The organism is Micromonospora aridisoli (assembly GCF_056150025.1).
The window spans coordinates 328867-351688 of sequence record NZ_JAXCFK010000007.1 but is presented as its reverse complement, the minus strand read 5'-3'; the positions used below and the strand labels follow the sequence as shown (position 1 = coordinate 351688).

The 22822-nt window shown below is 67.9% G+C and carries 21 protein-coding genes; 14 read left to right on the top strand and 7 right to left on the bottom strand.

Annotation, left to right across the window (positions count from 1 at the left end; all coding sequences use genetic code 11):
• Window positions 1-93 precede the first annotated feature (93 nt).
• Entirely contained in the window at window positions 94-1716 is a 1623-nt protein-coding gene (locus SM447_RS17665) for a type 2 periplasmic-binding domain-containing protein (RefSeq protein ID WP_474573905.1), read from the bottom strand.
• Between the two features lie 279 nt (window positions 1717-1995).
• Here SM447_RS17665 and SM447_RS17660 point away from each other — a divergent pair, with 279 nt between their 5' ends.
• From SM447_RS17660 to SM447_RS17635, 6 genes are all read left to right on the top strand, one after another.
• Window positions 1996-2991, top strand: a complete 996-nt coding sequence (locus SM447_RS17660) for a LacI family DNA-binding transcriptional regulator (RefSeq protein WP_204002934.1) — start codon at window positions 1996-1998, stop codon at window positions 2989-2991.
• A gap of 159 nt (window positions 2992-3150) precedes the next feature.
• Window positions 3151-3231 carry a hypothetical protein gene (locus SM447_RS17655; RefSeq protein WP_353505311.1) on the top strand — a complete coding sequence of 27 codons (81 nt, stop codon included), beginning with the start codon at window positions 3151-3153 and terminating at the stop codon, window positions 3229-3231.
• Window positions 3232-3269: 38 nt separating this feature from the next.
• A complete protein-coding gene (locus SM447_RS17650; protein ID WP_474573904.1) occupies window positions 3270-4796 on the top strand; it encodes an alpha-N-arabinofuranosidase in 1527 nt (508 codons plus the stop codon).
• Window positions 4796-6484: a glycoside hydrolase family 43 protein gene (locus tag SM447_RS17645; protein WP_474573903.1), complete on the top strand. Its 1689-nt coding sequence runs from the start codon at window positions 4796-4798 to the stop codon at window positions 6482-6484. Before SM447_RS17650 ends, SM447_RS17645 begins: the two co-directional genes overlap by 1 nt.
• On the top strand, window positions 6477-8186 hold the full coding sequence (locus SM447_RS17640) for a GH39 family glycosyl hydrolase (RefSeq protein WP_474573902.1): 1710 nt from the start codon (window positions 6477-6479) through the stop codon (window positions 8184-8186). The genes SM447_RS17645 and SM447_RS17640 overlap by 8 nt, the downstream gene beginning before the upstream one ends.
• Window positions 8183-8404, top strand: coding sequence for a hypothetical protein (locus tag SM447_RS17635; RefSeq protein ID WP_474573901.1), 222 nt, complete (start codon window positions 8183-8185; stop codon window positions 8402-8404). The genes SM447_RS17640 and SM447_RS17635 overlap by 4 nt, the downstream gene beginning before the upstream one ends.
• A gap of 940 nt (window positions 8405-9344) precedes the next feature.
• On the opposite strand, the gene SM447_RS17630 is transcribed toward SM447_RS17635, so the two are convergent.
• From SM447_RS17630 to SM447_RS17615, 4 genes are all read right to left on the bottom strand, one after another.
• Window positions 9345-9923, bottom strand: coding sequence for a dihydrofolate reductase family protein (locus tag SM447_RS17630; protein ID WP_474573900.1), 579 nt, complete (start codon window positions 9921-9923; stop codon window positions 9345-9347).
• Entirely contained in the window at window positions 9920-11119 is a 1200-nt protein-coding gene (locus SM447_RS17625) for an RNA polymerase sigma factor (RefSeq protein ID WP_474573899.1), read from the bottom strand. Before SM447_RS17625 ends, SM447_RS17630 begins: the two co-directional genes overlap by 4 nt.
• Before the next feature lie 20 nt (window positions 11120-11139).
• Entirely contained in the window at window positions 11140-11421 is a 282-nt protein-coding gene (locus SM447_RS17620) for a YciI family protein (protein WP_474573898.1), read from the bottom strand.
• A 111-nt stretch (window positions 11422-11532) separates the two neighbouring features.
• A complete protein-coding gene (locus SM447_RS17615; RefSeq protein ID WP_474573897.1) occupies window positions 11533-11946 on the bottom strand; it encodes a DUF6069 family protein in 414 nt (137 codons plus the stop codon).
• Between SM447_RS17615 and SM447_RS17610 the strand changes: the two genes are divergently transcribed.
• The 8 genes from SM447_RS17610 (at window position 11939) to SM447_RS17575 (ending at window position 18600) form a co-directional block, all read left to right on the top strand.
• Window positions 11939-12724 (top strand): FGGY-family carbohydrate kinase, encoded by a 786-nt coding sequence (locus SM447_RS17610; protein WP_474573896.1) that lies wholly within the window; start codon window positions 11939-11941, stop codon window positions 12722-12724. The two genes, SM447_RS17615 and SM447_RS17610, sit on opposite strands and share 8 nt — an antisense overlap.
• Window positions 12725-12928: 204 nt before the next feature.
• Window positions 12929-13510: a TetR/AcrR family transcriptional regulator gene (locus SM447_RS17605; protein WP_474573895.1), complete on the top strand. Its 582-nt coding sequence runs from the start codon at window positions 12929-12931 to the stop codon at window positions 13508-13510.
• Window positions 13511-14379: 869 nt separating this feature from the next.
• Entirely contained in the window at window positions 14380-15663 is a 1284-nt protein-coding gene (locus tag SM447_RS17600) for a glutaminase (protein WP_474573894.1), read from the top strand.
• 145 nt (window positions 15664-15808) lie between these two features.
• Window positions 15809-16534 carry a flavodoxin family protein gene (locus tag SM447_RS17595; protein ID WP_474573893.1) on the top strand — a complete coding sequence of 242 codons (726 nt, stop codon included), beginning with the start codon at window positions 15809-15811 and terminating at the stop codon, window positions 16532-16534.
• 117 nt (window positions 16535-16651) lie between these two features.
• Entirely contained in the window at window positions 16652-17593 is a 942-nt protein-coding gene (locus SM447_RS17590) for a DUF5996 family protein (protein ID WP_474573892.1), read from the top strand.
• A 78-nt stretch (window positions 17594-17671) separates the two neighbouring features.
• Complete coding sequence (locus SM447_RS17585) at window positions 17672-17980, top strand: GNAT family N-acetyltransferase (protein ID WP_474573891.1); 309 nt, start codon at window positions 17672-17674, stop codon at window positions 17978-17980.
• 27 nt (window positions 17981-18007) lie between these two features.
• Window positions 18008-18208: a MoaF-related domain-containing protein gene (locus SM447_RS17580; RefSeq protein ID WP_474573890.1), complete on the top strand. Its 201-nt coding sequence runs from the start codon at window positions 18008-18010 to the stop codon at window positions 18206-18208.
• Window positions 18209-18210: 2 nt separating this feature from the next.
• Window positions 18211-18600 (top strand): nuclear transport factor 2 family protein, encoded by a 390-nt coding sequence (locus tag SM447_RS17575; protein WP_474573889.1) that lies wholly within the window; start codon window positions 18211-18213, stop codon window positions 18598-18600.
• Window positions 18601-19023: 423 nt separating this feature from the next.
• Here the strand turns inward: SM447_RS17575 and SM447_RS17570 are convergent, their stop codons facing one another.
• Together SM447_RS17570 and SM447_RS17565 are read right to left on the bottom strand one after the other, a co-directional pair.
• Entirely contained in the window at window positions 19024-19452 is a 429-nt protein-coding gene (locus SM447_RS17570) for an SRPBCC family protein (protein ID WP_474573888.1), read from the bottom strand.
• A gap of 290 nt (window positions 19453-19742) precedes the next feature.
• Complete coding sequence (locus SM447_RS17565) at window positions 19743-22514, bottom strand: ATP-binding protein (RefSeq protein WP_474573887.1); 2772 nt, start codon at window positions 22512-22514, stop codon at window positions 19743-19745.
• Window positions 22515-22822 lie beyond the last annotated feature (308 nt).

Here is a 22822-nt window from a genome sequence, read left to right as displayed (position 1 = left end):
CGCCCCCCGCGTGCCTGGGGGGGTGGTGGTGTCCCCCGCCTCCGGGGGGGGGGGGGCCCCCCCCCCCCCCCCCCCACGACTGCTCGCAGACTGTTACCAGTTGGCCAGACGGTCCTTGATGCCAGCGGTGACTGCGTCCTCGTACACCTTGACGTCGATCTTGCGGATGGAGTCGACGTAGGCCTGCCAGTTCTTGTCGAAGTCGGCGGGCGGGCCGGCGATGATCCCCGGCAGCTTCTGCACGCTGGTGTCGGTCAGCTGCTGGTTGACCTGGTTGGCGGCGTCGGAGAGCGTGAGGTTCCACGCCGGGTAGTACTTGGGGTTGTCCGGCGCCTTGTTCACGAAGTCAAGCCAGGTCTTCTTGCCGTACTTCGCCATGAACTCCTTGTCGTAGTCGCTCAGCGTCGCGTAGAACTCGGCGGGCTGGTCGTCGGGGCTGTAGGCGTTGCCGTCGGAGAACTTGCCGTTGCGCTTGGGCAGCATGTCGAGCAGCGCATCGAGACGGTTGGAGGCACGCCAGGTGAGGTCCTTGTAGTTCTTCCGCTGCTCGTCCGTGCGGGAGAAGACGCCGTCGGCGCCGACCTGGTAGTCCTCGCCAGCGATGCCCCAGGAGAGCGTCTTCTGCCACTCATCGCTGAGCATGATGTCGAGGAACTTCAGTGCCTTCTTCGGCTGCTTGCTGGAGACCGAGATGCCGAACCCCTGGTTGGTGTTCATGACGGGGCGGTCGGCGTACCAGGGCTTCACCCCGTCGTAGACGGGCATGAGGGGCACGTAGGTGTACTCGTCCTTGCCGGCGCTCTGCAGCGACTGGGTGGCGGTCTGGAAGTTCCAGCCCTGGTCGTGCATGCCGAGGACGGTGCCGGTGGCCAGCTTCGCGGTGTACTGGTCGAACGTCAGGGTGAAGGACTCGGGGTCGACGACACCCGAGTTGTACTGCTGGTTGAGGACCTTGTAGAAGTTCTTCGCGATGTCCTTGTCGGCGAAGATCGACGCGTTGTTGTTGCTGTCGACGACGACGCCACCGTTGTTCGGGAAGCCTGCCAGCTGCGCCGGCGGGTTAGTCATGCCCCACTCACGGCCCGTGGACGCCAAAATTTCGAAGCCGACGGTCGGGGCGCCGGCGGTCTGGGGGTGCTTCGCCTTGTAGTTCGAGATGAGCTGGAAGTAGCGGTCGAGCGTCATGTTGCTGAGGTCCGGGTAGCCGGCGTCCGCGAGCACACGCTTCTGGATCCAGAACGCGGGACCGTAGTAGACGCCGCCCGTGATGTCGCCGTAGAAGCGGTTGTAGTTCGGGAGGATGTACAGGCCCTTGTCCACCTCGTCGCCCGAGTAGCTCATCTTCTTGATGTCGTCCTTGACGTGCTCGGCGAGGTTGGGGTAGTCCCCCTTGGCCAGCATGTCGTCCAGGCGCCGCAGAGCGCCGCCCTGCAGGAGACGCTGCTTCAGGTCGCCGGTGCCGATGAGGTCGGGGAACTCACCGCCGGCGAGCATGACACCGATCTTCTGGTCCTCGTTGTCCGGCGTGACGATCTCGTACTTGAGGGTGACACCGAGCTTGTCCTTGAGCAGCTTGGTGATCTTGTTGTCGGGTGCCGGGGCCTGCTGGGCCGACGTGATCCAGACCGTGAACGTCGTGGGGTCACTGGGGGTCAGCGTTCCCGAGTCGTCTTCGGGGTCGTCGGCAGAGGTACATCCGACAAGTCCCACTAACACGGCTGCAGCCAGGACAACAATTGACAACTTCGTTCGTGTGGTACGCACCGAGGTCTCTCCCTTGAGAACAGTTCCGGTCGTCCTTGACTGGAATTTGTGGGCACATCGACGCGAGCTGGGGCTTGGCGTCCTCATACCGAGCGGGATTTTAGCGTTAAAGTAAAGAGTCGATCGTGTTGCGTCAAGGCCCGCCCCGGTGTGTGGATGGGTGGCGGGCTTCTCGCCAGACGACGTTGCTGAGCTGGCAGAATGCCGCGATAAGGAGGATATGTGGTGAGGATGGCGGACGTCGCCCGTGAGGCGGGCGTCTCGGTCATGACCGTGTCGAACGTCGTCAATGAGCGCCTCCCGGTCAACGAGCCGACGCGCGCCCGTGTCATGGCCGCCGTCGAGGCGCTGGGGTACGAGGTCAACCTGACCGCGCGCCACCTGCGCGCGGGACGGACCGACACCGTCGCCTTCATCGTGCCGAGCTTCCACGACTACTTCGGTGAGGTCTCCGACAAGATCGCGCCGCTGATCGAGGCCGAGGGGCGGCACCTCGTCCTTGAGCGGACGAGCGGCAGCCCCGAGCATGAGATGGCGGCGCTGAGCGTCGCGCGACTCCAGCTCTACGACGGCGTCCTGCTGTCCGTCGCCGGACTCGACCGCGACCAGCTGGACCGCGTGCGTACCACCAAGCCCATCGTGCTGCTCGGCGAGCGTGACGTGCCCGACCGGTTCAACCACGTGCGGCTTGCGAACGAAGAGGGCGCCCGCCTCGCGACGGCGCACATGATCGAGCACGGCTCGCGGCGCATCGTTGGGTTGGGCTGCACGTTCGACACCGCGCACATGATGACGTCGGACCGCCGCATTGGCTGGGAGCGCGCACATCGCGATGCCGGCCTCGATGTCGACGCACGCTATGTGGTGCCCATCTCCACGTTCACGTCGGCGGCCGGACGTGATGCCCTGCTCGATGTGATCGCGTCCGGTCTGCCCTTCGACGGCGTCTTCGCCGTCACCGACGTCGTCGCGCTCGGCGCGGTCGCGGCCCTGGCAGAGAGCGGGCTCCGGGTGCCCACCGACGTCCAGCTCGCCGGGTTCGACAACCTCGACATGTCAAGCTTCGTCCCGCCCGGCCTCACCTCCGTCGACGCGAACCATGAAGGTGTCGCTGAGACCGCGGTGGGTCTGCTGCACCGGCAGATGGCGGGCTGGACCGGCCCGGCCGAGCACGTCGTCGCGCCCGTCCGTCTCGTGGTACGTGGCTCCACCCGCGGTGGGGCTTAGGGCCGTGCAACCACCCGCGCCGTTTAGCCCGTTTCGGTCGAAGGAAACCATGTCGAGCACCTATGGGCGCACGTCCGCCTTGCGCGCCGTCCCCGCATCCCCGATCACCGGGACGCGGCACCGGCATCTACGACCCCCGAGCTCGTCGACGAGCACACGGTGACAGCGATCCCGTTCTCGACCTGGGGCAACCGCGCCCCCGGCCCGATGCGGGTCTGGCTTCCGCGAGCTCCTCGCTGAGGCATGCAATGACGGAACACGCAACTGATGGGGAGACAATGACGACGACCACGACCGCAGTGATCGACCTCGACCTGCCCGGCGCCACGATCAGCCGGCACGTGTACGGGCACTTCGCCGAGCACCTGGGGCGGTGCATCTACGGCGGGTTCTGGGTGGGTGAGGACTCGCCGGTCGCGAACGTGCGGGGCATCCGCTCGGACGTGGTCGAGGCGTTGCGGGCGATCTCGATTCCGAACCTGCGCTGGCCGGGCGGCTGCTTCGCCGACGACTACCACTGGCGTGACGGCATCGGCCCGCGCGAGAGCCGCCCGCGGATGGTCAACTCGCACTGGGGCGACGTGGTGGAGGACAACGCGTTCGGCACGCACGAGTTCATGGACCTGTGCGAGCTGCTCGGCGCGGACCCGTACGTGTCGGGGAACGTGGGGTCCGGGTCGGTGGCGGAGATGTCGGACTGGGTGGAGTACCTGACCCGGGCGGACGACTCACCGATGGCGGCGCTGCGGCGGGCGAACGGGCGGGAGCAGCCGTGGCGGGTGCCGTTCTGGGGCCTGGGCAACGAGGCGTGGGGCTGCGGCGGCAACCTGCGCGCCGAGCAGTTCGCCTCGCTGGCCCGGCAGTACGCGACCTACACCCGCAACCACGGCGGCAACCTGCTGTACCGGATCGCGGCGGGCGCGAACGAGGCCGACCTGCACTGGACCGAGACGCTCCTGCGCTCGTTCGACGACCTGGCGGCGGACCCGGCCGCGCCGGCGGGCCCGTTCCAGGCCGTGTCGCTGCACTACTACACGATGGCCGGGTCGTGGTCGGACAAGGGCGACGCCACCGGGTTCAGCACCGACCAGTGGTACGTGACCATGGCCCGCGCCCGGCGCATGGAGGAGCTGCTCACCCGGCACTCCACGGTCATGGACCGCTACGACCCGCACCGCAAGGTCGGCTTGGTGGTGGACGAGTGGGGCACGTGGTGGAACGTGGAGAAGGGCACCAACCCCGGGTTCCTGTACCAGCAGAACACGCTGCGCGACGCCCTGGTCGCCTCGGTGCACTTCGACGCGTTCCACCGGCACGCCGAGCGTGTGGTCATGGCGAACATCGCCCAGACCGTCAACGTGCTACAGGCCATGATCCTCACCGACCCCGACACGGGGGCGCTCGTGCTCACCCCGACGTACCACGTCTTCGCCATGAACACCGGCCACCACGACGCCGCCTCCCTCGCGGTGCACCTGCGCGACGTCGAGACTCGCGCTGTCGACGGAACCGAGCTGCCGCTGGTCTCGGCGTCCGCGTCGGTCAAGGGCGACACCGCCCTGGTCTCGCTGTCCAACCTCGACGCCGATACGGACCGCATCCTCGTCCTGGACCTGCGCGGCCGCGACGTCGTCGGGCACACCGCGCGGGTGCTGACCGCCACGGCGCTCGACGCGCACAACACCCCCGAGCAGCTCGACGCCGTCGCCCCCACCGACCACGCCGGCGTGCGCCCCCACCCCCGAGGGCTCGAGGTCGACCTGCCCGCCCACTCCTACGTCACCGTGGCGCTCGAGCTGCGTTGATGGACCGACCGAACCTGAACATCCGCGACGGCGGGGCGGGGGCAGACTTCACCAACCCGGTCATCTTCGCGGACGTGCCCGACCCGGACGTCGTCTTCGACGGCCGGTACTACTACATGGTCAGCACGACGATGTACTTCGCGCCGAGCGTCCCGATCATGCGCTCGAGCGACCTGGTGCACTGGTGGATCGCCGGGTATACAGCGGCGATCCTCGACGACACGGACGCGCTGGCGCTGCGCGACGGCCAGGACGCGTACGGCCAGGGCAGCTGGGCAGCGAGCATCAGGTTCCATGACGGGACCTACTACGTGTCGGTTGGCAGCCTCACCACGCGGCAGACGTACATCTACTCGACTCCCAACATCGAGCGCGGGCCGTGGACCAGGTCGGTGCTCGACGGGTACGCCCACGATCAGTCGCTGCTGTTCGACGGCGACGACGTCTGGCTTGTCTACGGTGGCGGGTCGATCGACCTGCGCAGGCTGCGGCGACACGAGGACGGGACCCTTGCGTGGGACGGCCCGGAGACGCGGCTCGTCGAGCACGCCAACGTCGACCAGACCAGCGGGCTGAATGCCGAGGGCGCTCACGCGTACAAGATCGGGGACTACTACTACGTCTTCATGATCCAGTGGCCGTCGGGTGGCATCCGCCAGGAGGTGCTGTGGCGGTCGACGTCACTAACGCCGCAGTCGGCGGGCGGCGTGTGGGAGGGCCGGGTCGTGCTCAGCCAGGGCGTGACGGTCGGGGGCCGACCCGGAACCGGCGTGGCCCAGGGTGGAGTCGTCCAGACGTCCGACGGGCAGTGGTACGCCATGCTGTTCCAGGACGAGGGCCCGCTGGGTCGTTCGCCTCAGCTCGTCGGCGTGGCCTGGGATGACGACGGGTGGCCGGTGTTCGCTCTCAATCCGGAAGCGCCCGCGGCGGCCGCACGGACGGCCGGTGACGGCGCCGCTGTCGTCGCCTCGGACGACTTCGACAACCTCCGTGAGCGTGCGGGCCACTGGAACACGGCCAACGCGGACCTCCTGGCAGAGTCCGCCGAGAACGCATGGAACGGGTCAAACCTGGGGCTCCAGTGGCAGTGGAACCACAACCCGGACAACCGGTTTTGGTCGCTCACCGAGCGGCCCGGACACCTGCGGCTGACCACGGGCAGCGTCGCCTCGGGCATCCTCGATGCGCGCAACACGCTCACCCAACGCACGCTCGGACCCACGAGCTCCGGCGCCATCTCGCTGGACGTCTCGCACATGAAGGACAGGGACGTCGCAGGCATCTCCGCCTACCAGCGCAAGTACGGATACATCGCGGTGACGATGGAGGCGGGGACCAGGAGCCTGGTGATGCGCCGGGCAGGCGGCGACGGCGTCATCGCCTTCACCAGCGCACCGGTGCCGCTGCGGGCGGACGTCGTCTACCTGCGCGCGGACGTCGACTTCCGGGATGCCGTCGACACGGCGTCGTTCGCGTACTCGTACGACGGCAGCAACTGGACCTGGCTGGGCGACACCGTGCAGATGCAGTACGACCTCGCGCACTTCACCGGGTACCGGTTCGCCCTCTTCAACTACGCCACTGCCGAGCCCGGGGGATACGTCGACGTGGACTGGTTCCGGGTCAGCGACACCACCGGGCTCGCAAACCCCACTCACCAACGAAGCGAGGGAGCTCTCCATGACTGAGCAGGCGACGTCAGCCCTGCTGATCGACGGGCAGGCACCCGCCGAGGTACCGCTGCATCACGTGTGGAACGAGTGCGTCGGTGCTGGCCGCGCGAACGAGGCGTTGCGGGCGGACTGGCAGGCGCACTTCCGCGAGGCCGTCCAGGTGCTGGGCGCCCGGCATGTGCGCTTCCACGGCCTGTTCCATGACGACATGTTCGTCTACCGGACGGACAACGGCGGCGGCTTCGGCCCGAACCAGCCGCTGCCCGAGCCGGTCTACACGTTCGCGTATGTCGACAAGGTGTTCGACGCGATCCTCGACGCGGGCGCCCGCCCGTTCGTGGAACTCGGGTTCATGCCGCGCCAGCTCGCCACCCAGACCGAGACGCTGTTCTGGTGGAAGGCGCACTGCAGCCCGCCGAAGGAGATGGACCGCTGGGTCGCGCTGGTCGACGCCACTGTACGGCACTGGATCGAGCGGTACGGCATCGACGAGGTGCGGCAGTGGCCGTTCGAGGTGTGGAACGAGCCGAACCTCGTGCCGAACTTCTGGACCGGGACGCGCACCCAGTACTTCGAGCTGTACGAGGCCACGGCGCGCGCGATCAAAGCCATCGACCCCCGGCTGCGGGTCGGCGGCCCGTCAACGAGCGTGTTCGTCCCCGACGCCCGCTACTCCGGAGAGACCCACGACCCGTCGCTCGAGGTCGAGACCGCGGTGGCCACCGACCCCGACGCGCTCGACTGGCAGCCGGTGTGGATCCACGAACTGATCGAGTACTGCGCGCAGCGCGGGCTGCCGATCGACTTCCTCTCCACCCACCTGTACCCGACCGACTACGCGGCGGACTCCCTGGGCAACGTCAGCGCGATCACGCGCCAGAAGGACGCTACGTACGTCGACCTGCAGGTCCTGCGCACGATCATCGAGAACAGTCCGTATCCGGACGCCGAGTTGCACATCACCGAGTGGTCGACCTCGCCGTCGAGCCGCGACGCGATCCACGACACGCTCTTCGCCGCCGCGTACATCGTCCGGGCGTTCCTCAAGGGCGCGCCGCTGGCCGACTCGATCTCCTACTGGACCTTCACCGACGTGTTCGAGGAGGGCGGCAGCGGCATCGGCCCCTTCCACGGAGGCTTCGGGTTCGTCAACGAGAACGGCCTGCACAAGCCGACGTTCCACGCGATGGCCATGCTCCACCGCCTCGGTGACCGCCTCCTGGCCGAGCTGCCCGACGGTGCCATCACCCGCTCGTCCGCGACGGGTGACGTGTCGGCCATCTTCTACAACTACCCCGCCGAGATGGGCACGACGGGGCTCGCGTCCCGCCACGGCTACGCCGAGACGCGAGCCCTCGCCGAGATGGGCCCCGAGCGCCGCGTCCGGCATCGGGTCGAAGGGCTGCGCCCGGGTACCGAGCTCACCGTGGAGATCCTCGACTGGGAGCACGGGAACGTCGCCGAGGCCTGGTACCAGATGGGCGCCCCGCTCAACATCACGCGGGAACAGACCGCCGAGCTGCGCCACGTCGCCGACGGCCTCCACCGCAGCACGCTGACCGTCGGCGACGACGGCGTCCTCGACATCGACCTCACGCTGCCCGCCTGGGCGGTCGCCTCGGTCGCGCCGACGCTCCCCGGCGGCCAGCGCCCGGATCGGGGGGTCGACGAGCCAGGCAGGGCGCGAGCGCGGAGGCGGCACTCGCCGCAGCGGTGACCCTGCGGACCGTCGCCGACGGACACCCGCCGTGGCAGACGCTGCTGGTCTACCCGATGCTGCAGCTCGGGCAGCAGCCGGACCGCAACACCCCGCCCCGAGTCGACGACGGCGAGGCGGCGATGTTGACCCCCAACCACCTCCCCATCCAGATGCTGCTGGACAAATCGGTGATCGGCGGCAGGGCTTCTCGCTCGTGGCCGCCGAGCCGGTCCTGATCGCGGCTCGGATGACACGACAACCGGCGGACTGGACATTCACCGCTCGCATTTGGCCCAGGGAGATTCAGCGTCCGACCAATCGGCGGTGGGCCAGGCGCGCGGCGGCTATCCACTGCCACGGCATACCAACCATCACCATCGACCCTAGTTCGGCCCCGAACGAGATCGCATGCCAGGTGATCTTGAAGAGTTGCGTGCCCCCGGCAGGGCAACAGCCTGCGCTTTCGGGCGGCCGGCACGTGTGGCTATGCCAACATGACATCCATATCGGCCACTGGCGGATATGGGAATTTGGTTCGTGTTGGCCTCCGACACAAACTCCCATGGCTCGATTGCCGGGTGGGACGTGTGTAAGTCCGTCTTCGGTGCCGGTGACGGATCTGGGCAGAGAGTGGAGTCCCGAATCCCTGCTATATCGGACTCGGTTCGACTTGGTCGGCGCTGCGGCCCCGGTCCGGCTTCGTGTCGCCGATGGGCTGGCGTAGGGTTGCCATGGTGTGGATGACCGTGCTGCGTGCCGACGGCGCCCCCCCGTTTACCCCCCCGAAAACCCCGGCTGATGATTGACAATCAGTGACAAGGCGAGACTAGTGATCGACACAGTCTCTGCAGGTCAACGCCCATTCGTGGCAAGCAGTGACAAGTCTGGAATGGCTACGTTCCGTAACAAGGGGTCGTCGGTTCGAATCCGGCCGTCCCGGCAGCGAGAAGGTTTCCGCAGGTCAGAGACTTGCAGGAGCCCTCAATCCAGTTCCAGCTCGCAACACCCAGTTGGGCGCCGTCACAATGCTCCGCTTCCGCGTGCGAAATAAGGCGCAGACTCCATTCTGATGCCGCTCCAGACGAGGTGTCGACTTGAGACGCTCTCCGGGCGGTCGGTGGCGTGTCCGGGCTGCGCGGTCGTGAGGGATCCGGCGCACGCGTATCACCAGCGAAGTCAGACGTGCAGGGTGGGTCGGTAGGTAAGTTCCTGGGTGCGACCGTCGAGCGTCCGGGCCCCGATCAGCTCCAGGTCGAAGTCGGCCGCGTCCTGGAAGATCGGCTCCGTGCCGGTCTGGCCTGTGATCACCGGGAAGATCGTCACCTGGACGCGGTCGACCAGGCCGGCGGCCATCAGCGACCGGTTCAGCGACAGGCTGCCATGCGACCGCAGGGGCACCTCGGACTCCTCCTTGAGTCGGGCGACGACGTCGACCGCGTCGCCGTGCACGATGGTCGCGTCCGGCCAGTCGAGGGGGCCTTCGAGGGTGGTCGACACCACGGTCGTCGGGAGGTTTCGCATCCGGGCGACCCAGGCGTCGCGCACCTCGGATTCCTCGGTGCTCGCGGCCAGCATCTGCGCGAACACCCGGTACGTGTTGGCTCCGAAGACCATGCGCTGCTCTTCGCGGTACGCGGCGAGACGGTGATCGAGCAGCTCGGGGCCCTGCTTGCCCCAGTAGCCGCCCCAGTTGCCTCTGGTGGTGCCGAAGCCGTCGAGGCTGGAGAAGACATCGAAGGTGTAGGTGGCGGTCATGAGGTTCTCCTTGTACGGGTGAGTTCGGTGCGGCGGGTCTGTAGGTAGGCGCGTTCGGTCTCGTTGGTGGCGAGGGCGATGGCCTGGTCGTAGGCGGCTCCGGCCGCTGTGTCGCGGCCGAGTCGGGCCAGCAGTTCGGCACGGGTGGCGGGCAGCCGGTGGTAGCCGGGGAGGTCGATGTCCTCCAACGTGGCGAGGGCCGCCGCCGGTCCGTGTACCTCGGCTATCGCGACCGCACGGTTGAGCGCGACGATCGGGGTCGGCGCGAGCGCGAGCAGTTGGTCGTACAGTGCCAGGACCTGTCGCCAGTCGGTGGCGGTGCCGTCGGTGTGCACCGCGCTGATCGCGGCCTGGATCTGGTACGGCCCGGGCCGGTTGCGCCGCAGGCAACGGCGGACCAGGTCGTGGCCCTCGGCGATGAGGGTCCGGTTCCACAGCGACCGGTCCTGGTCGGCCAGCAGCACCAGTTCGCCGGTCGCGTCGATCCGGGCCGGGCGACGCGCCTCGGTCAGCAGCAGCAGGGCGAGCAGGCCGAGCACCTCGGGCTCGTCGGGCATCAACGCGGCGAGCTCGCGGGCGAGCCGGATCGCCTCGGTGCACAGGTCCGTTCTGATCAGCGGCCCTGCGGTCGACGTGTAGCCCTCGTTGAACATCAGGTAGAGCACGGTGAGCACCGGCGGCAGCCGATCCGGCAGCTCATGTTCGGCGGGTACCCGGTACGGGATGCCGGCGTCGCGGATCTTCTTCTTGGCGCGCACGATCCGCTGGGCGACGGTCGCCTCCTGCAGCAGATAGGCCCGGGCGATCTCTGGCACGTCGAGACCGCCGAGGAGGCGGAGCGTGAGGGCGGTACGCGCGTCGGGAGCAAGCGCCGGATGGCAGCAGGTGAAGATGAGTCGCAGCTGGTCGTCCTTCACCGGTCCCACCTCCTGGGGATCACCCTGTTGGTGCAGTAGCAGGGCCTCGGCGTGCCGGGCCTCGCGGGTCGTCTCCCGGCGGAGCCGGTCGACGGCCCGGTTGCGGGCGGTGGTCACGATCCAGGCGCCCGGGTTCGGCGGTGGGATCTGCCATTTCTGCAGCGCCGTGGTGAAGGCGTCCTGGACCGCCTCCTCGGCGAGGTGGATGTCGCCGAGAAGGCGGGTCAGGGTGGCGACGCAGCGGCCGTACTCTGCGCGGTAGATGCTCGCCAGGTCCATGTTGGGTGACCGGCTGAGGTTCAGGCCTGGGACAGGTCGTCGAAGGGGCGAACCTCGATCGGTCCGCAGGCTGCCGCGCACTTCTCGGCCCAGGCCAGCGCCTCGTCCAGGTCCGCGCACTTGATGACCCAGAAGCCGGCGATGTGCTCCTTCGTCTCGGCGAACGGCCCGTCGCTCATGGTGGTGCTGCCGTTTTCGATCCGGACGACGGTAGCGCTGTCCGGTGCCCGGAGCCCGCCGCCGAAGACCCAGACACCGGTGGCCTGCATCTCGGTGTTGATCCGATCGGTCTCCCTGAACATGGTCTGCATCTCATCGTCAGACGGCTCAGGCGCACCCTCGACGAAATGCACGGAAAGCAGGTACTGCCTCATGATGGTCCTCCGGTCGTTCGATGGTGGGATGGTGACAGGTCAGTCGGCCAGGTGGCGCGCGACAGCGGGGATCACGATCGCGGCCGCGATCAGGTGGGTGAGCATCAGCAGCGCCTTGGTGGCCGGGCCGGCGTCGACGATCACGTCCGGCACCAGCGACAGCACGGTCAGCACCGCCGTCGTTCGGACGAAGGTACGCCGCGGACGGCGGGCGAAGCGGGACAACAGCGCGGCGAGGACCACGCCGAAGAGTGAGAAGACAGCGGTCAGTACGCCGAACCCGGTGACCGGGATCGGTGCGTCGCCGACGTCGAGGCTGATGCCTGCCGCGTGGCCGGCGGCGGCCACGGCCATCGTGGCGGCGCTCGCGGCAACCGTGGCGGTGATGCCGGTCCGGATCAGTGCACCGGTGGTCAAGGTGGTGGGGCGGGTAGTGTTCGCGGTGGTGCTCATCGTGTCCTCCGGGAGGCGTATGGTCCGGCTCGGTGCCGGGCTCTCACCACAGCTACGAAAACGAACGACCCGAATCGACAAGCCCGCCCAGATCTTTTCGAGACATCTGGCTTCGTTGTACGGCGAGTCAACCAACCGGACAGAGCGGACGAATCCGACGACGAATGTGTCGATCGCGGTGAGGGCCGAGGCTCGGCCTCTGCTCTGTCAGCTCACCGCCGACGCCTGCGGCCTGCCGGTGCTGGTCGGGCCGGTGGAGGCCACCGCGATCGGCAACGTGCTGGTGCAGCGTGGGCGGCCGGCGTGGTCGGCGGTGGCCTTGCTGCGCTGCGGCGGCTGGTGCGGCAAGCTCAGCGGATCGTGCGCTACCAGCCCGGTGGTGGGTCCGTGGCGCGGGTCGGCGAGCGGTGGGTGGAGGTGTGATGTGCGGACCGTTGTTCGTGACGTGTCTGGCGGACACCCTGTTCTCGGAGGCGGCGAAGGCCACGGTGCGGTCCTCGCCGACGCCGGTCGTGACGACGTGCTGTGGGACCTGCTCGTCTGGCTGACTGCGGGGACGTCGATGGTGGCGGGGGAGCGGCGCGACGACTCCTTTACTCGGCTGGTTTATGCTTCCAACGACCTGGACAAATGCGTGAGCATTCCGCTGGGCCACCGGACTACTGGGGGTCAAGGGGTCGTCGGTTCGAATCCGGCCGTCCCGACAGCGAGAGGGTTTCCGCAGGTCAGAGACTTGCAGGAGCCCTCTTTTCATGCTCGGCATGGATGTCTGGTCTAGATGCCGCTGTTGGACTCCCTGACTCGGGCAGGTTGTCATGCCGCTGCTAGATCTTCAAAATGTGGTGACCAACATGATCCACGACGCCTTGGCCGGATTCATCCACTGACCCGGAGGGCTCACCAGCCACCAAGCGACGGTACGCTTGTACAGTACTGTAGACCAGTTGGTCGGTATTGGTCTCGATTCATGGCGGGTGGTCCGGTGGCTGAGGAGCGACGGACGCGAAACACCGAGCGCACGCGGCGGGCCGTGCTTGATGCGGCGACCCAGGTGATTCTGGCCAGAGGCGCCGCGGTCACCCTGGATCAGGTCGCCTCGGTCGCCGGTGTGTCGAAGAGCGGCTTGGTTCACCACTTCGGCAGTCGGGACCAGTTGGTGATCGCTGTGGTGGAAGACGTTCAGGAACGTTTCCGGGAGACGGTCCTCAGCCATCTCGACCTGTCGGAGAACCACCCCGGCAAGATGCTCCGTGCCTACGTTCGGGCGCTCTGCGCGGGACGTTCGGATGCCGGAGCTGCGTACGACGTCACGTCAGCGGCGATCTGGATCGGTCTGCACGCGATCCCTGCGGTTGCTGAGGTAGCGAAAGAGCACAGTGCGTGGTGGAGCGAGCAGTTCGCCGTCGATGGGTTGAGCAACGAGCGCATCCAGATCGTGCGACGAGCCGCCGAGGGTGTCGTCGTGGCCACCATATACGGGGAAGAGGACGAAGCGAGCATCGCGGCCGCTCGTCGCCTGCTGCTCGAGCTCGCCACTGACGGCACCTTTCCCACGCCCATCTGACGCGCTGGCGATCGGATCCTCCGAATCACAGCAGACTGCGCTGGCGGGTGCCGGCGCGGTTTCGGGTGGGCAGCCCGACCAGGAACCGGTCCCGGTGCGGGCCTGCCGGCGTAAGCCGAACGCCACGCGCAGGGCAACCTGCTGCGGCTCACGGCAGCGGATCTGCGTGGTTCAGCAGCGGCCCGCACAGCTGGTGCAGGCCGGCGAACGCGAGCCGCTTCTCAGGCTTCACCTCCGACCGAGTACCCCACCCGGAATCCCGAAGCGGCCGCGACGTCGCGGGTGTACCCCAGGATCGCGGTTTTCCCGATGCCCGCTTCCCCACGCATTACGAGTACCCCGCCGCGTCCGGCCTGGGCGATGGGGATTGCAGTTGTTCCTGATCCAGGCCGCCATGGCAAGGCCGTGACCTCCACGCGAAGCGGTCGATCAAACGGATGCCGCAGGTCGAGACAGGCCCGGGCCTGCGGCTCTCATCGCTGGTCAACCGCGTACCGACCGCTACCCGCAGCGACAGCGACCACCTCGCCTGCGGCGCAGTGCGCTGAGGATGAGAGCTAAGGGGCTTGTACCGACGCGAAGGTGCCGCCAATGACGGAAGTCTTGTGCCGAGACGAAAGGATCCCGATGCCCGTCAGTCCAGTCATCGAAGTCGCCCAACTGAGCGCTACCTACAGCGAGTTTCACCCCGTCGAGGAACTCTCGTTCCAGGTCGCGCGCCGGGAGCCCTACGCACTCCCCGGCACCAACGGAGCGGGCATGACCTCGACTCTCGATGTCATCGGGGCCGCCGGACGGCGTCGTCGGGCACGGTGCGCGTTTCGGCAAGATCTCCGCGCACAGCCCCCGCGAGGCCCTGAGGAGGACGGATGCGGTCAGTCGTTCCCGACTATCTGAACGAGGTGCTCGGAGACGTCGAATCGGACACCTCCGGGGAGCCGGCGGGCTATATTCCCGAGCTCGCGACAGCTGATCCTGAACGTCTCGCAGCCGTCTTCGCCACGGTCGACGGTACGGTTTACGGTGCCGGAGACGCCGATGCCGCGTTCACGATCCAGTCGATCTCGAAGCCCTTTGTGTACGCGATGGCGCTCTCCGATCGCGGCTTCGATCGGGTGCTCGCCAAGGTCGGGGTCGAGCCATCTGGGGAGGCGTTCAACGAGATCTCCCTCGAAAGCGAAACAGGACGTCCCCGGAATCCGATGATCAACGCCGGCGCGATCACCACTCACTCACTGGCCGGACAGGAGAACCTGAAGCCCGTCGAGCGGGTGGACCGCGTCGTTCATGGGCTTTCGGCGTTCGCGGGCCGTCAGCTGACGGTCGATGAGACGGTGTGCGCATCGGAGATGGAGAGCGCGCACCGCAACCTCGCCATCGCGCACATGCTCCGCAGCCACGGCATCCTCACCGAGGACCCGAGGGCCGTTGTCGATGGCTACATCCGTCAGTGCTCGGTGCTCGTCACCACCCGGGATCTGGCGATGATGGCGGCGACGTTGGCGAACCGCGGAGTCAATCCCCTCTCGAACGAGCAGGTGGTGGACGGGGCAGTGGTGCGCCAGGTCCTGAGCGTCATGGCCACCTGCGGGATGTATGACGCCGCCGGCGACTGGGCCACGCAGGTCGGCATTCCGGCCAAGAGCGGTGTGGCCGGGGGACTGATCGGTGCACTCCCCGGTCAGCTCGGCATTGCCACCTTCTCGCCTCGACTGGACCGGCACGGCAACAGCGTCCGCGGAGTGTCGCTGTTCGAGCGGTTCTCCACCGACATGGGGCTGCATGTGATGGAGGTCCCGCCCGCGGCGCGCGCGGTCGTGCGTTCCAACCGAGTACGAGGCGACGGAGCGGACGCGACCCGGGTTCTCCGGCTGCAGGGCGGGATCCGCTTCGCGGGAGCCGAGCGAATCGTCCGCGAGCTCGTGGAGAGTGCGCCGGCGGAGCCCCGAGTGGTCCTCGACGTCTCTCTGGTGCATTCCATCGACGACGTGGCCCGACGAATGCTCCTGGAGGTCGCGCGTCGGCTCACGCTGGACGGTCACGAGGTCTATCTCGTAGATCCGGAGACGATGATCCCGGACCCGGATCCCGGCGATGGTGGCCGACTCGCGGTCATCGATGTCATTGATCACGCGCGATCGCCTGCCACGTGAGTGCCGGCAGCATCGGGCGCGCTACCCCGAGCACGACCGGCCGACTGACCGACCGATCCGGCGCAGGCCGCAGCCTCCGACACTCGTTACGTGCACCCATCCGACCGACAGACCGACGGCACGCCCGATCACCAGGAAGGACCCCATGACCGCGACCGCGATCGAGAAGCCCGACTTCACCGGGCTGCGCGCGATGTACATCAACTGCACTCTCAACCGTTCCCCCGGCCGTAGCCACACCCAGGGGCTTATCGACCGCAGTGTGGCGATCATGGAGGCGAACGGGGTGAGCGTGGACCAGATTCGCGCCGTCGACCACGACATCGCCACCGGCGTCCGACCCGATATGACCGAGTACGGAGTGGACACCGACGAATGGCCCGCGCTGCTGACCCGGGTGCTGGCAGCCGACATCCTGGTCATCGCGGGACCGATCTGGCTCGGCGACAACAGTTCGGTGACCCGTCGGGTGATCGAGCGGCTCTACGGATACTCCGGCGTACTCAACGAACGGGGCCAGTACGCCTACTACGGCCGGGTCGGTGGCTGCCTGCTAACCGGCAACGAAGACGGCCTGAAGCACTGCTCGATGAACATCCTCTACAGCCTGCAGCACATCGGCTTCACTGTTCCGCCGCAGGCGGATGCGGGTTGGCTCGGTGAGGTTGGCCCCGGGCCGTCCTACCTCGACGAGGGTTCCGGCGGGCCGGAGAACGACTTCACCAACCGCAATACCGCGTTCATGACCTACAACCTGCTCCACCTCGCGTCGATGATCCGTAGTGCCGGCGGGTTCCCGGCCTACGGCAACCAGCGCACTGCCTGGGACGCAGGAGTTCATCCGGACGCCGCCAATCCCGAGTACCGCTGACCGTCAGGAAGGGACAAGATCGCCGATCAGCGAACCGGTGGTACGCGTAGGTACCCGCTGCGGGACGCGATCCCGGCCACCGCCACCCTCTCGTTACAGCGAAGGATGTGAGTAGCGATGACAAGCCCGGCAACGATGAGCTGGCCGAGCCTGCGGGTCTCGGACTGGACCCCCACCCGCGACACTCTGCACATGTGGACCCAGATCGTTGGCAAGATCCGCATGGCCCACGCCCCGCTGCTCAACCACTGGTGGCAGGTGACCCTGTACCTGAGCCCGCGCGGGTTGACGACGTCCGCCATCCCGCACCGCATGGGGGCTTTCGAGATCGAGTTCGACTTCATCGGCCATCGGCTCGACGTGCGCACCAGCAACGGCGGCGCCCGGAGCCTCCCGCTCCGGCCGATGCCGGTCGCCGAGTTCTACTCGCGGGTCATGGCCATGCTCGACGAGCTCGGGATCGAGGCACCGATCCGGCCGCACCCCAACGAGGTCGACCCGGCGATCCCGTTCGCCGAGGACCACCACCACGCCTCCTATGAAGGTGAGGCGGCCGGCCTGTTCTGGCGACAGCTGTTGCAGGCGAACCGGGTGATCGGCGAGTTCCGGTCGCACTTCGTGGGCAAGGTCAGTCCGGTGCACTTCTTCTGGGGCGGGATGGACCTCGCTTGCACCCGCTTCTCCGGCCGGTCGGCCCCACCGCACCCTGGGGGCGTGCCCAACTGCGGGGACTGGGTCATGGTCGAGGGCTACTCCCGGGAACTGTCCAGCTGCGGGTTCTGGCCCGGCGGCGGCGAGGAGGGCGCCTTCTACTCCTACGCCTATCCCGAACCTGACGGGTTCGCCGAGCAGCAGGTCCGCCCCGAAGGCGCGTACTTCAGTTCCGAGTTCAAGCAGTTCCTGCTGCCCTACGAGGTCGCCCGCACCGCACCGGACCCCGACCGCGCGGTCGCCGAGTTTCTCCAGACCACCTACGAAGCCGCTGCGGTCCGGGGGCACTGGGACCGGTCCGCGCTGGAGGACGATCCGCTGCGGTGGCACCAAACCACTGGTCGGTGAAGACCAGAAATGCGACCGCACGATCGTCGCGTTACCGCCGGCCAACCCGTATCGGAGATGAGATCTGATGGAGGACACATGGTAGTGAATGTGAAAGACGTCCCCGAAGCCAAACGGTACGAGGCGCTGGTCGAGGGAGAGTCCAAGGTCGCGGGCTTCGCGCAGTACATCCGCACCACGGAACTCATCGCGTTCGTGCACACCGAGGTCTCGCCGGAGTACGAGGGCAGGGGAGTTGGGGCGGCCCTGGCCCGCGCCGCCCTCGACGAGGCCCGCGCCGCGAACCTGCTGGTCCTGCCCACGTGTCCATTCTTCGCGGGGTGGATCGCCCGGCACCCCGAGTACGAGGACCTGGTTTACCAGTCCCGCAGCAGGGTCAGCGACTGAACGGCACGGCAATGATGGAGAGTCGGTATGAGCAGCGGAACCGCGAAGAAGGCGTACGAAGGCCAGTCGATCATCGTGACCTTTGAGGCCAGGCGTTGCCTACACGCCGCTGAGGCCAGCGGTGCCACCGTCACCCACGTCGAGGGCTTCGCCAACGCGACGCTGTATTCCAACGTGACCGTCGGCGGCACTCTCTACAACTTCGTCGGGACTATCGAGGAGGCCTGACCATGGCCGCGAACACGGCGACTGACCAGGCTCAACGCAACACCGAAATCGTACTGACCGCCATGCGAGAACTCTTCGCAGAGAAGGACATCACGGCGCTCGACCGGTACTGGGCCGAGCCCTACGTCCAGCACAGTCCTCAGCTGGCCAACGGTCTGGACACGCTACGCGCTGTGGTGCCGGGTCTGGAGGGCTTCTCGTGGGAGCCGAAGCGGATCGCCGCGCAGGGTGATCTTGTTTTCACCCACAGTGTCGTCCATGGGTGGGCACCGAATCCGGTCGTCATCGTTGACATCTTCCGGCTCGATAATGGCCGTATCGTCGAACACTGGGATGTCATTCAGGACCTCACCTCCCCCGAGGCGACTGTCAACGGCAACCCGATGATCTGACACTCCGTAGGTGGGAGAAAGCGCCCCCTTCCTCTGGACCAACATCCAGTCTCAGGGTGTCCACTGGTGACGGTGGTCCCCGGCGGTGACCCTCAAGGAGGCGACGAAGCCACTGGTCCAGCGGCGGAGACGAACGGCCGGCGACTGGCCCCGCGCCGGGGCGCCCGCATCGCCCGACCGCCAGGAGCATCCTGAGGTTGATCAAGGCGGCCCGTGGGCTCTGCCGACGTCTGACCCGTTGTGGCAGGGGACCGAGTGGCAGGCGGCCTTCTTCTGGTGGCTTCCGTTGCCGCCGGTGAACAGCGGGCCGTGCTTCGAGGAACGCCGCGACTAGCTATCAGAAAGTGCCCCAGATGATGGGCTCATCGCCGTCGGCGAGCCGCTGCCGGAAGTCACCGCGGACGCTGGACCACGCACGGGCCGTCACGCCTCTGCCCGCGCGGCGAGGGCAGTGTTCATTGCCGCGAAGCCTGACTCGGTTGAGCGCAACAAGCCGGGCAGCATCATCACGAGCAGTCCGGAGAAGCGTTCTGACTGGGTGAACCGGGTCGACTCGGTGGTGAGCGGTTCGATGTCGAAGGAGTGCGCGCCGTCGAAGATGCCTGGGATGAGCAAACGGCCGAGCCAGGCGAGCCGCCGCTCGGGCTCGACGGCGGTGACGGTAGGAGTGAAGCGGCGCGGCTTAGCCCCGGGAAGAGCGATGGTCACCGCCAGCCGAGATCCACGGGTCAGGCTGCCATCAAGGTTCGTGATGAATGGGTTCCATTCCGGGTACGCAGCGGTGTCGGTGAGGATCGCCCACACGCGATCTGCGGGCGCGGCGATGTCGATCGTGTGACTGAGGGTAGGCATGATCGTCCTCTCGTGGTCTGGCCTGAGGGCGACTCGGTGGCCAATCGGTTGTGCGACAGCGTGTCGCATAGTTTCAGGTTATTTCCGGCATAAGGTCTTGCGATCCGAATCGCCGTCGGTCGTCGGATCGCCAGACTCGCACCCGTGGCGAGAGTTCGCGTCAGTGGAAGCTACTGAGGTGCCGACCGGTCGCACCGTGCTGGCAAGTTGTCTGAGCACGGCCGACGCTGGCCGGGCCCGCCCGCGCTGACGTTCGCTCCCCGGGGCCTTCCGGCCGTGTGCATGTCTGGTCAGGGAAGCGGCAGATCCTTGAGCTGTCGGCGCGAGGTGATGCCGAGTTTGCGGAAGATGCTGCGCAGGTGCGCTTCGATGGTGCGTGGGCTCAGGAACAACTGTGCGGCGATCTCCCGGGAGGTCGCCCCGGTGGCGACCAATCGGGCGATGTGCAGCTCGTGGGTGGTGAGGGTGTGGGCCGGCTGGGTGCTGCGTTTGCGTGGGTGTTCACCGGTGGCGCGCAGCTCGCGGGCGGCCCGTCCGGCGAAGGCTGCTACGCCTATGTCCGACAGCAGTTGGTGGGCGGTGCGGAGGCTCTTGCGCGCGTCCTGGCGGCGGCCTTCGCGGCGCAGCCACTCGCCATAGACGAGCTGAGCACGAGCCGCGTCGCTGGCCATTCGGGACTTTCCGAGCCGTTCGATCGCCTCGCCGTAGTGCTCCTCGGCCTCGGGTCCCGTGCTGGTCAGCGCTCGTGAGCGCGCGGCCAGGCCGAGCGCCCATGAGGTGCCGGACGCATCTGCGAGTGAGGTGAACTGCTCCAGTGCGAGCGCCGCTCGTGCCGGGTCGCCGGCACGGACGGAAGCCTCGATGAGCTCGGGTAGACCGGCGCTGCTGATCGACTGTTCGTCGGACCTGCACGCCCTCGTCGCCGCTTCCTGCGCGGCCGAGTAGTTGCCCGACCCATTGTGGAGCACCGCCATCGCGTACTGAGCCAGGGAGGCATCCGTACCGCCGTCGGGGTAGATGTCCTCTTGGACAATGACGGCATTGAGCGCGGTGGTCTCGGCCTGGTCACCGCGCCAGCCGTGGAGGATGACGCGAGCATGGTGCAGCGGCACGCCCCCGGTCGCCTGCGTGATCACCGTGGCCTCGGTGGCCAACTCGTCGGCGTGGGCGAGATCGCCCATCAGGGCCGACGTGATGGACAGGAAGTTCAGTGCGGCGGGGAGCGTTGCCAGCGCGCCGGCCTCACGAGCGAGCTGGACGTTGCGGCTGGCCAGCACATAGAGGAGCTCGTCGTCGAGGACCGCCACGGCGTTGCGACCGGCCAGCCACAGCCACCGGTCGCTCTGGCTGCACTGCGCAGATTCCGCCTGCGGGCCGTCGCGGAACGCTTCCAGCGCGAGCCGTAGCCCCGGCGCTCCCGCCGCATAGCCCCTCGTCAAGGTCGTCGCGAGCCCGTCGAGGAGCAGGTCCACCGGTCGCGGCGGCGCCCCGGGTGCGGGGGCGGCCAGGGCCGCTTCGGCGATGCGCACCGCATCGCCCCCTCCGTTGATGATCGCCGCATCCAGCGCATGTAGGTAGGTCTCGCGGGACAGCGCGGCGTCCAACGGGGCAAGTGCCTTGGCGGCATCCATCAACATGCCCGGCACCTCGGTGCCTCGGGTCAGGTGGAAGGCGATCTGGGCTCGCAACAGGTCGAGGTGCGCGCGTTGCAGGGGATCCAGCGGCCCGAGCGGCGCCGCCGTGAGCAGTTCCAGCGCGCTTTCGGACGCGCCGGCCTCGTGCTTGGCGCGGGCGGCTTCCAGCGTCCGACGGGCGCGAGTGGCGGGATCGGGGGTTAGGGTTGCCGCGCGCTGCAGGAACGCGGCCGCGGCGGCCAGTCCGCCACGGGCCCGTGCCCGGTCCGCCGAGCGTTCCAGCTCCGCGGCGGCTTCCTCGTCGGTGCCCAGGACCGCTTGTGCGCGATGCCAGGCGCGCCGGTCCGGGTCGGTCTGCGGGTCGGTGGCGGCGGCCAGGGCGCCGTGGGCGCGGCGGTGATCGGGTGGGGTGGCGGCCCGGTAGACCGCCGAACGCGCCAACGGATGACAGAACCGCACCCGGATATCGATCTCAAGCAGTCCGGCGGCTTCCGCGGGTGCGGCGGCCTCGCGGGCGATTCTCAGCTCGGCGGCGGCGCGCCACAGCAGCACCACGTCGCCGGTCGGCTCGGCGGCGGCGACCAGCAGTAGCAGCTGGGTGTCGGGGGGAAGATTGCCGGAGCGGCGGCGGAATTCGTCCTCGACGCGGCTCGGGACGCTGAGGGTGTCGGGCAGCTCGAACCCGCCGGCCAGCCGGGTGGGCGGCGTGCTGCGGGGGAGTTCCAGCAGCGCCAGCGGGTTGCCGCGTGCCTCGGCGATGATCCGGGCGCGTACTCCGGCGTCGAGCGGTGCGCGGACGGCGGAGGCCAGCAGCGCTTCCGCGTCGGTGTCGCCGAGGCCGTCCAGCCGCAGCTCCGGCAGCCCGGCGAACGTGGCGACAGCGCCATCGCCGACATCGCGCAGCGCGAACAGCAAGGCGATCCGCTCGGCCGCGACCCGGCGTGCCACGAACGCCAGGACCTGCGCGGAAGCCTCGTCCAGCCACTGCGCATCGTCGACGAGGCACAGCAGCGGCTGTTCCTCGGCGACCTCGGCCAGCAGGTTGAGGGTGGCCAGCCCGACCAGGAACCGGTCCGGTGCCGCCCCGGCGCGCAAGCCGAGCGCCACACCGAGGGCGGCCTGCTGCGGTTCGGGTAGCGCATCCGTGTGGTCAAGCAGTGGCGCGCACAGCTGGTGCAGACCGGCGAACGCGAACTGGGTCTCGGACTCCGCTCCGATCGACTGCTCGACCCGGAAACCCGATGGAGCCGCGGTGTCGCGGGCGTGTTCCAGGATCGCGGTCTTCCCGATGCCCGCTTCCCCGCGCACCACGAGTGCCCCGCTGCGTCCGGTTTGTGCCTGGGCGAGTAGGTGTTCGACGGCGACGCGCTCCGCGCGCCGGCCCAGAAGGTTCAACAGTTCGTTCTCACCTGAGTCCGTCGGCACCATACAAGGAACTCTAGAACTTAGGTAATTATCACCGACGCGAACCGCGGCCGCCCGAGCAGGGCCCTAACCGTGGACGGGTGCCCGGCGCGCCTGCCGACGCCGTTGCTGGTCCTGACACGCCACGGGCAGCGACCATCCAGCTCGCGGCACGGTGACGACCGGCGAAGATATCAGGGGCTCCCACAGACGCGAAGGCGCCTCCACCGCTGCCAGCCTGACAACAGGCTGTTGGCGCGCCTCAGCCATCCCGCAATTGTTGCCATTCATGACACTGGAGAAGAAGAAGTCAAAGTAAGGAGCAGGAATTG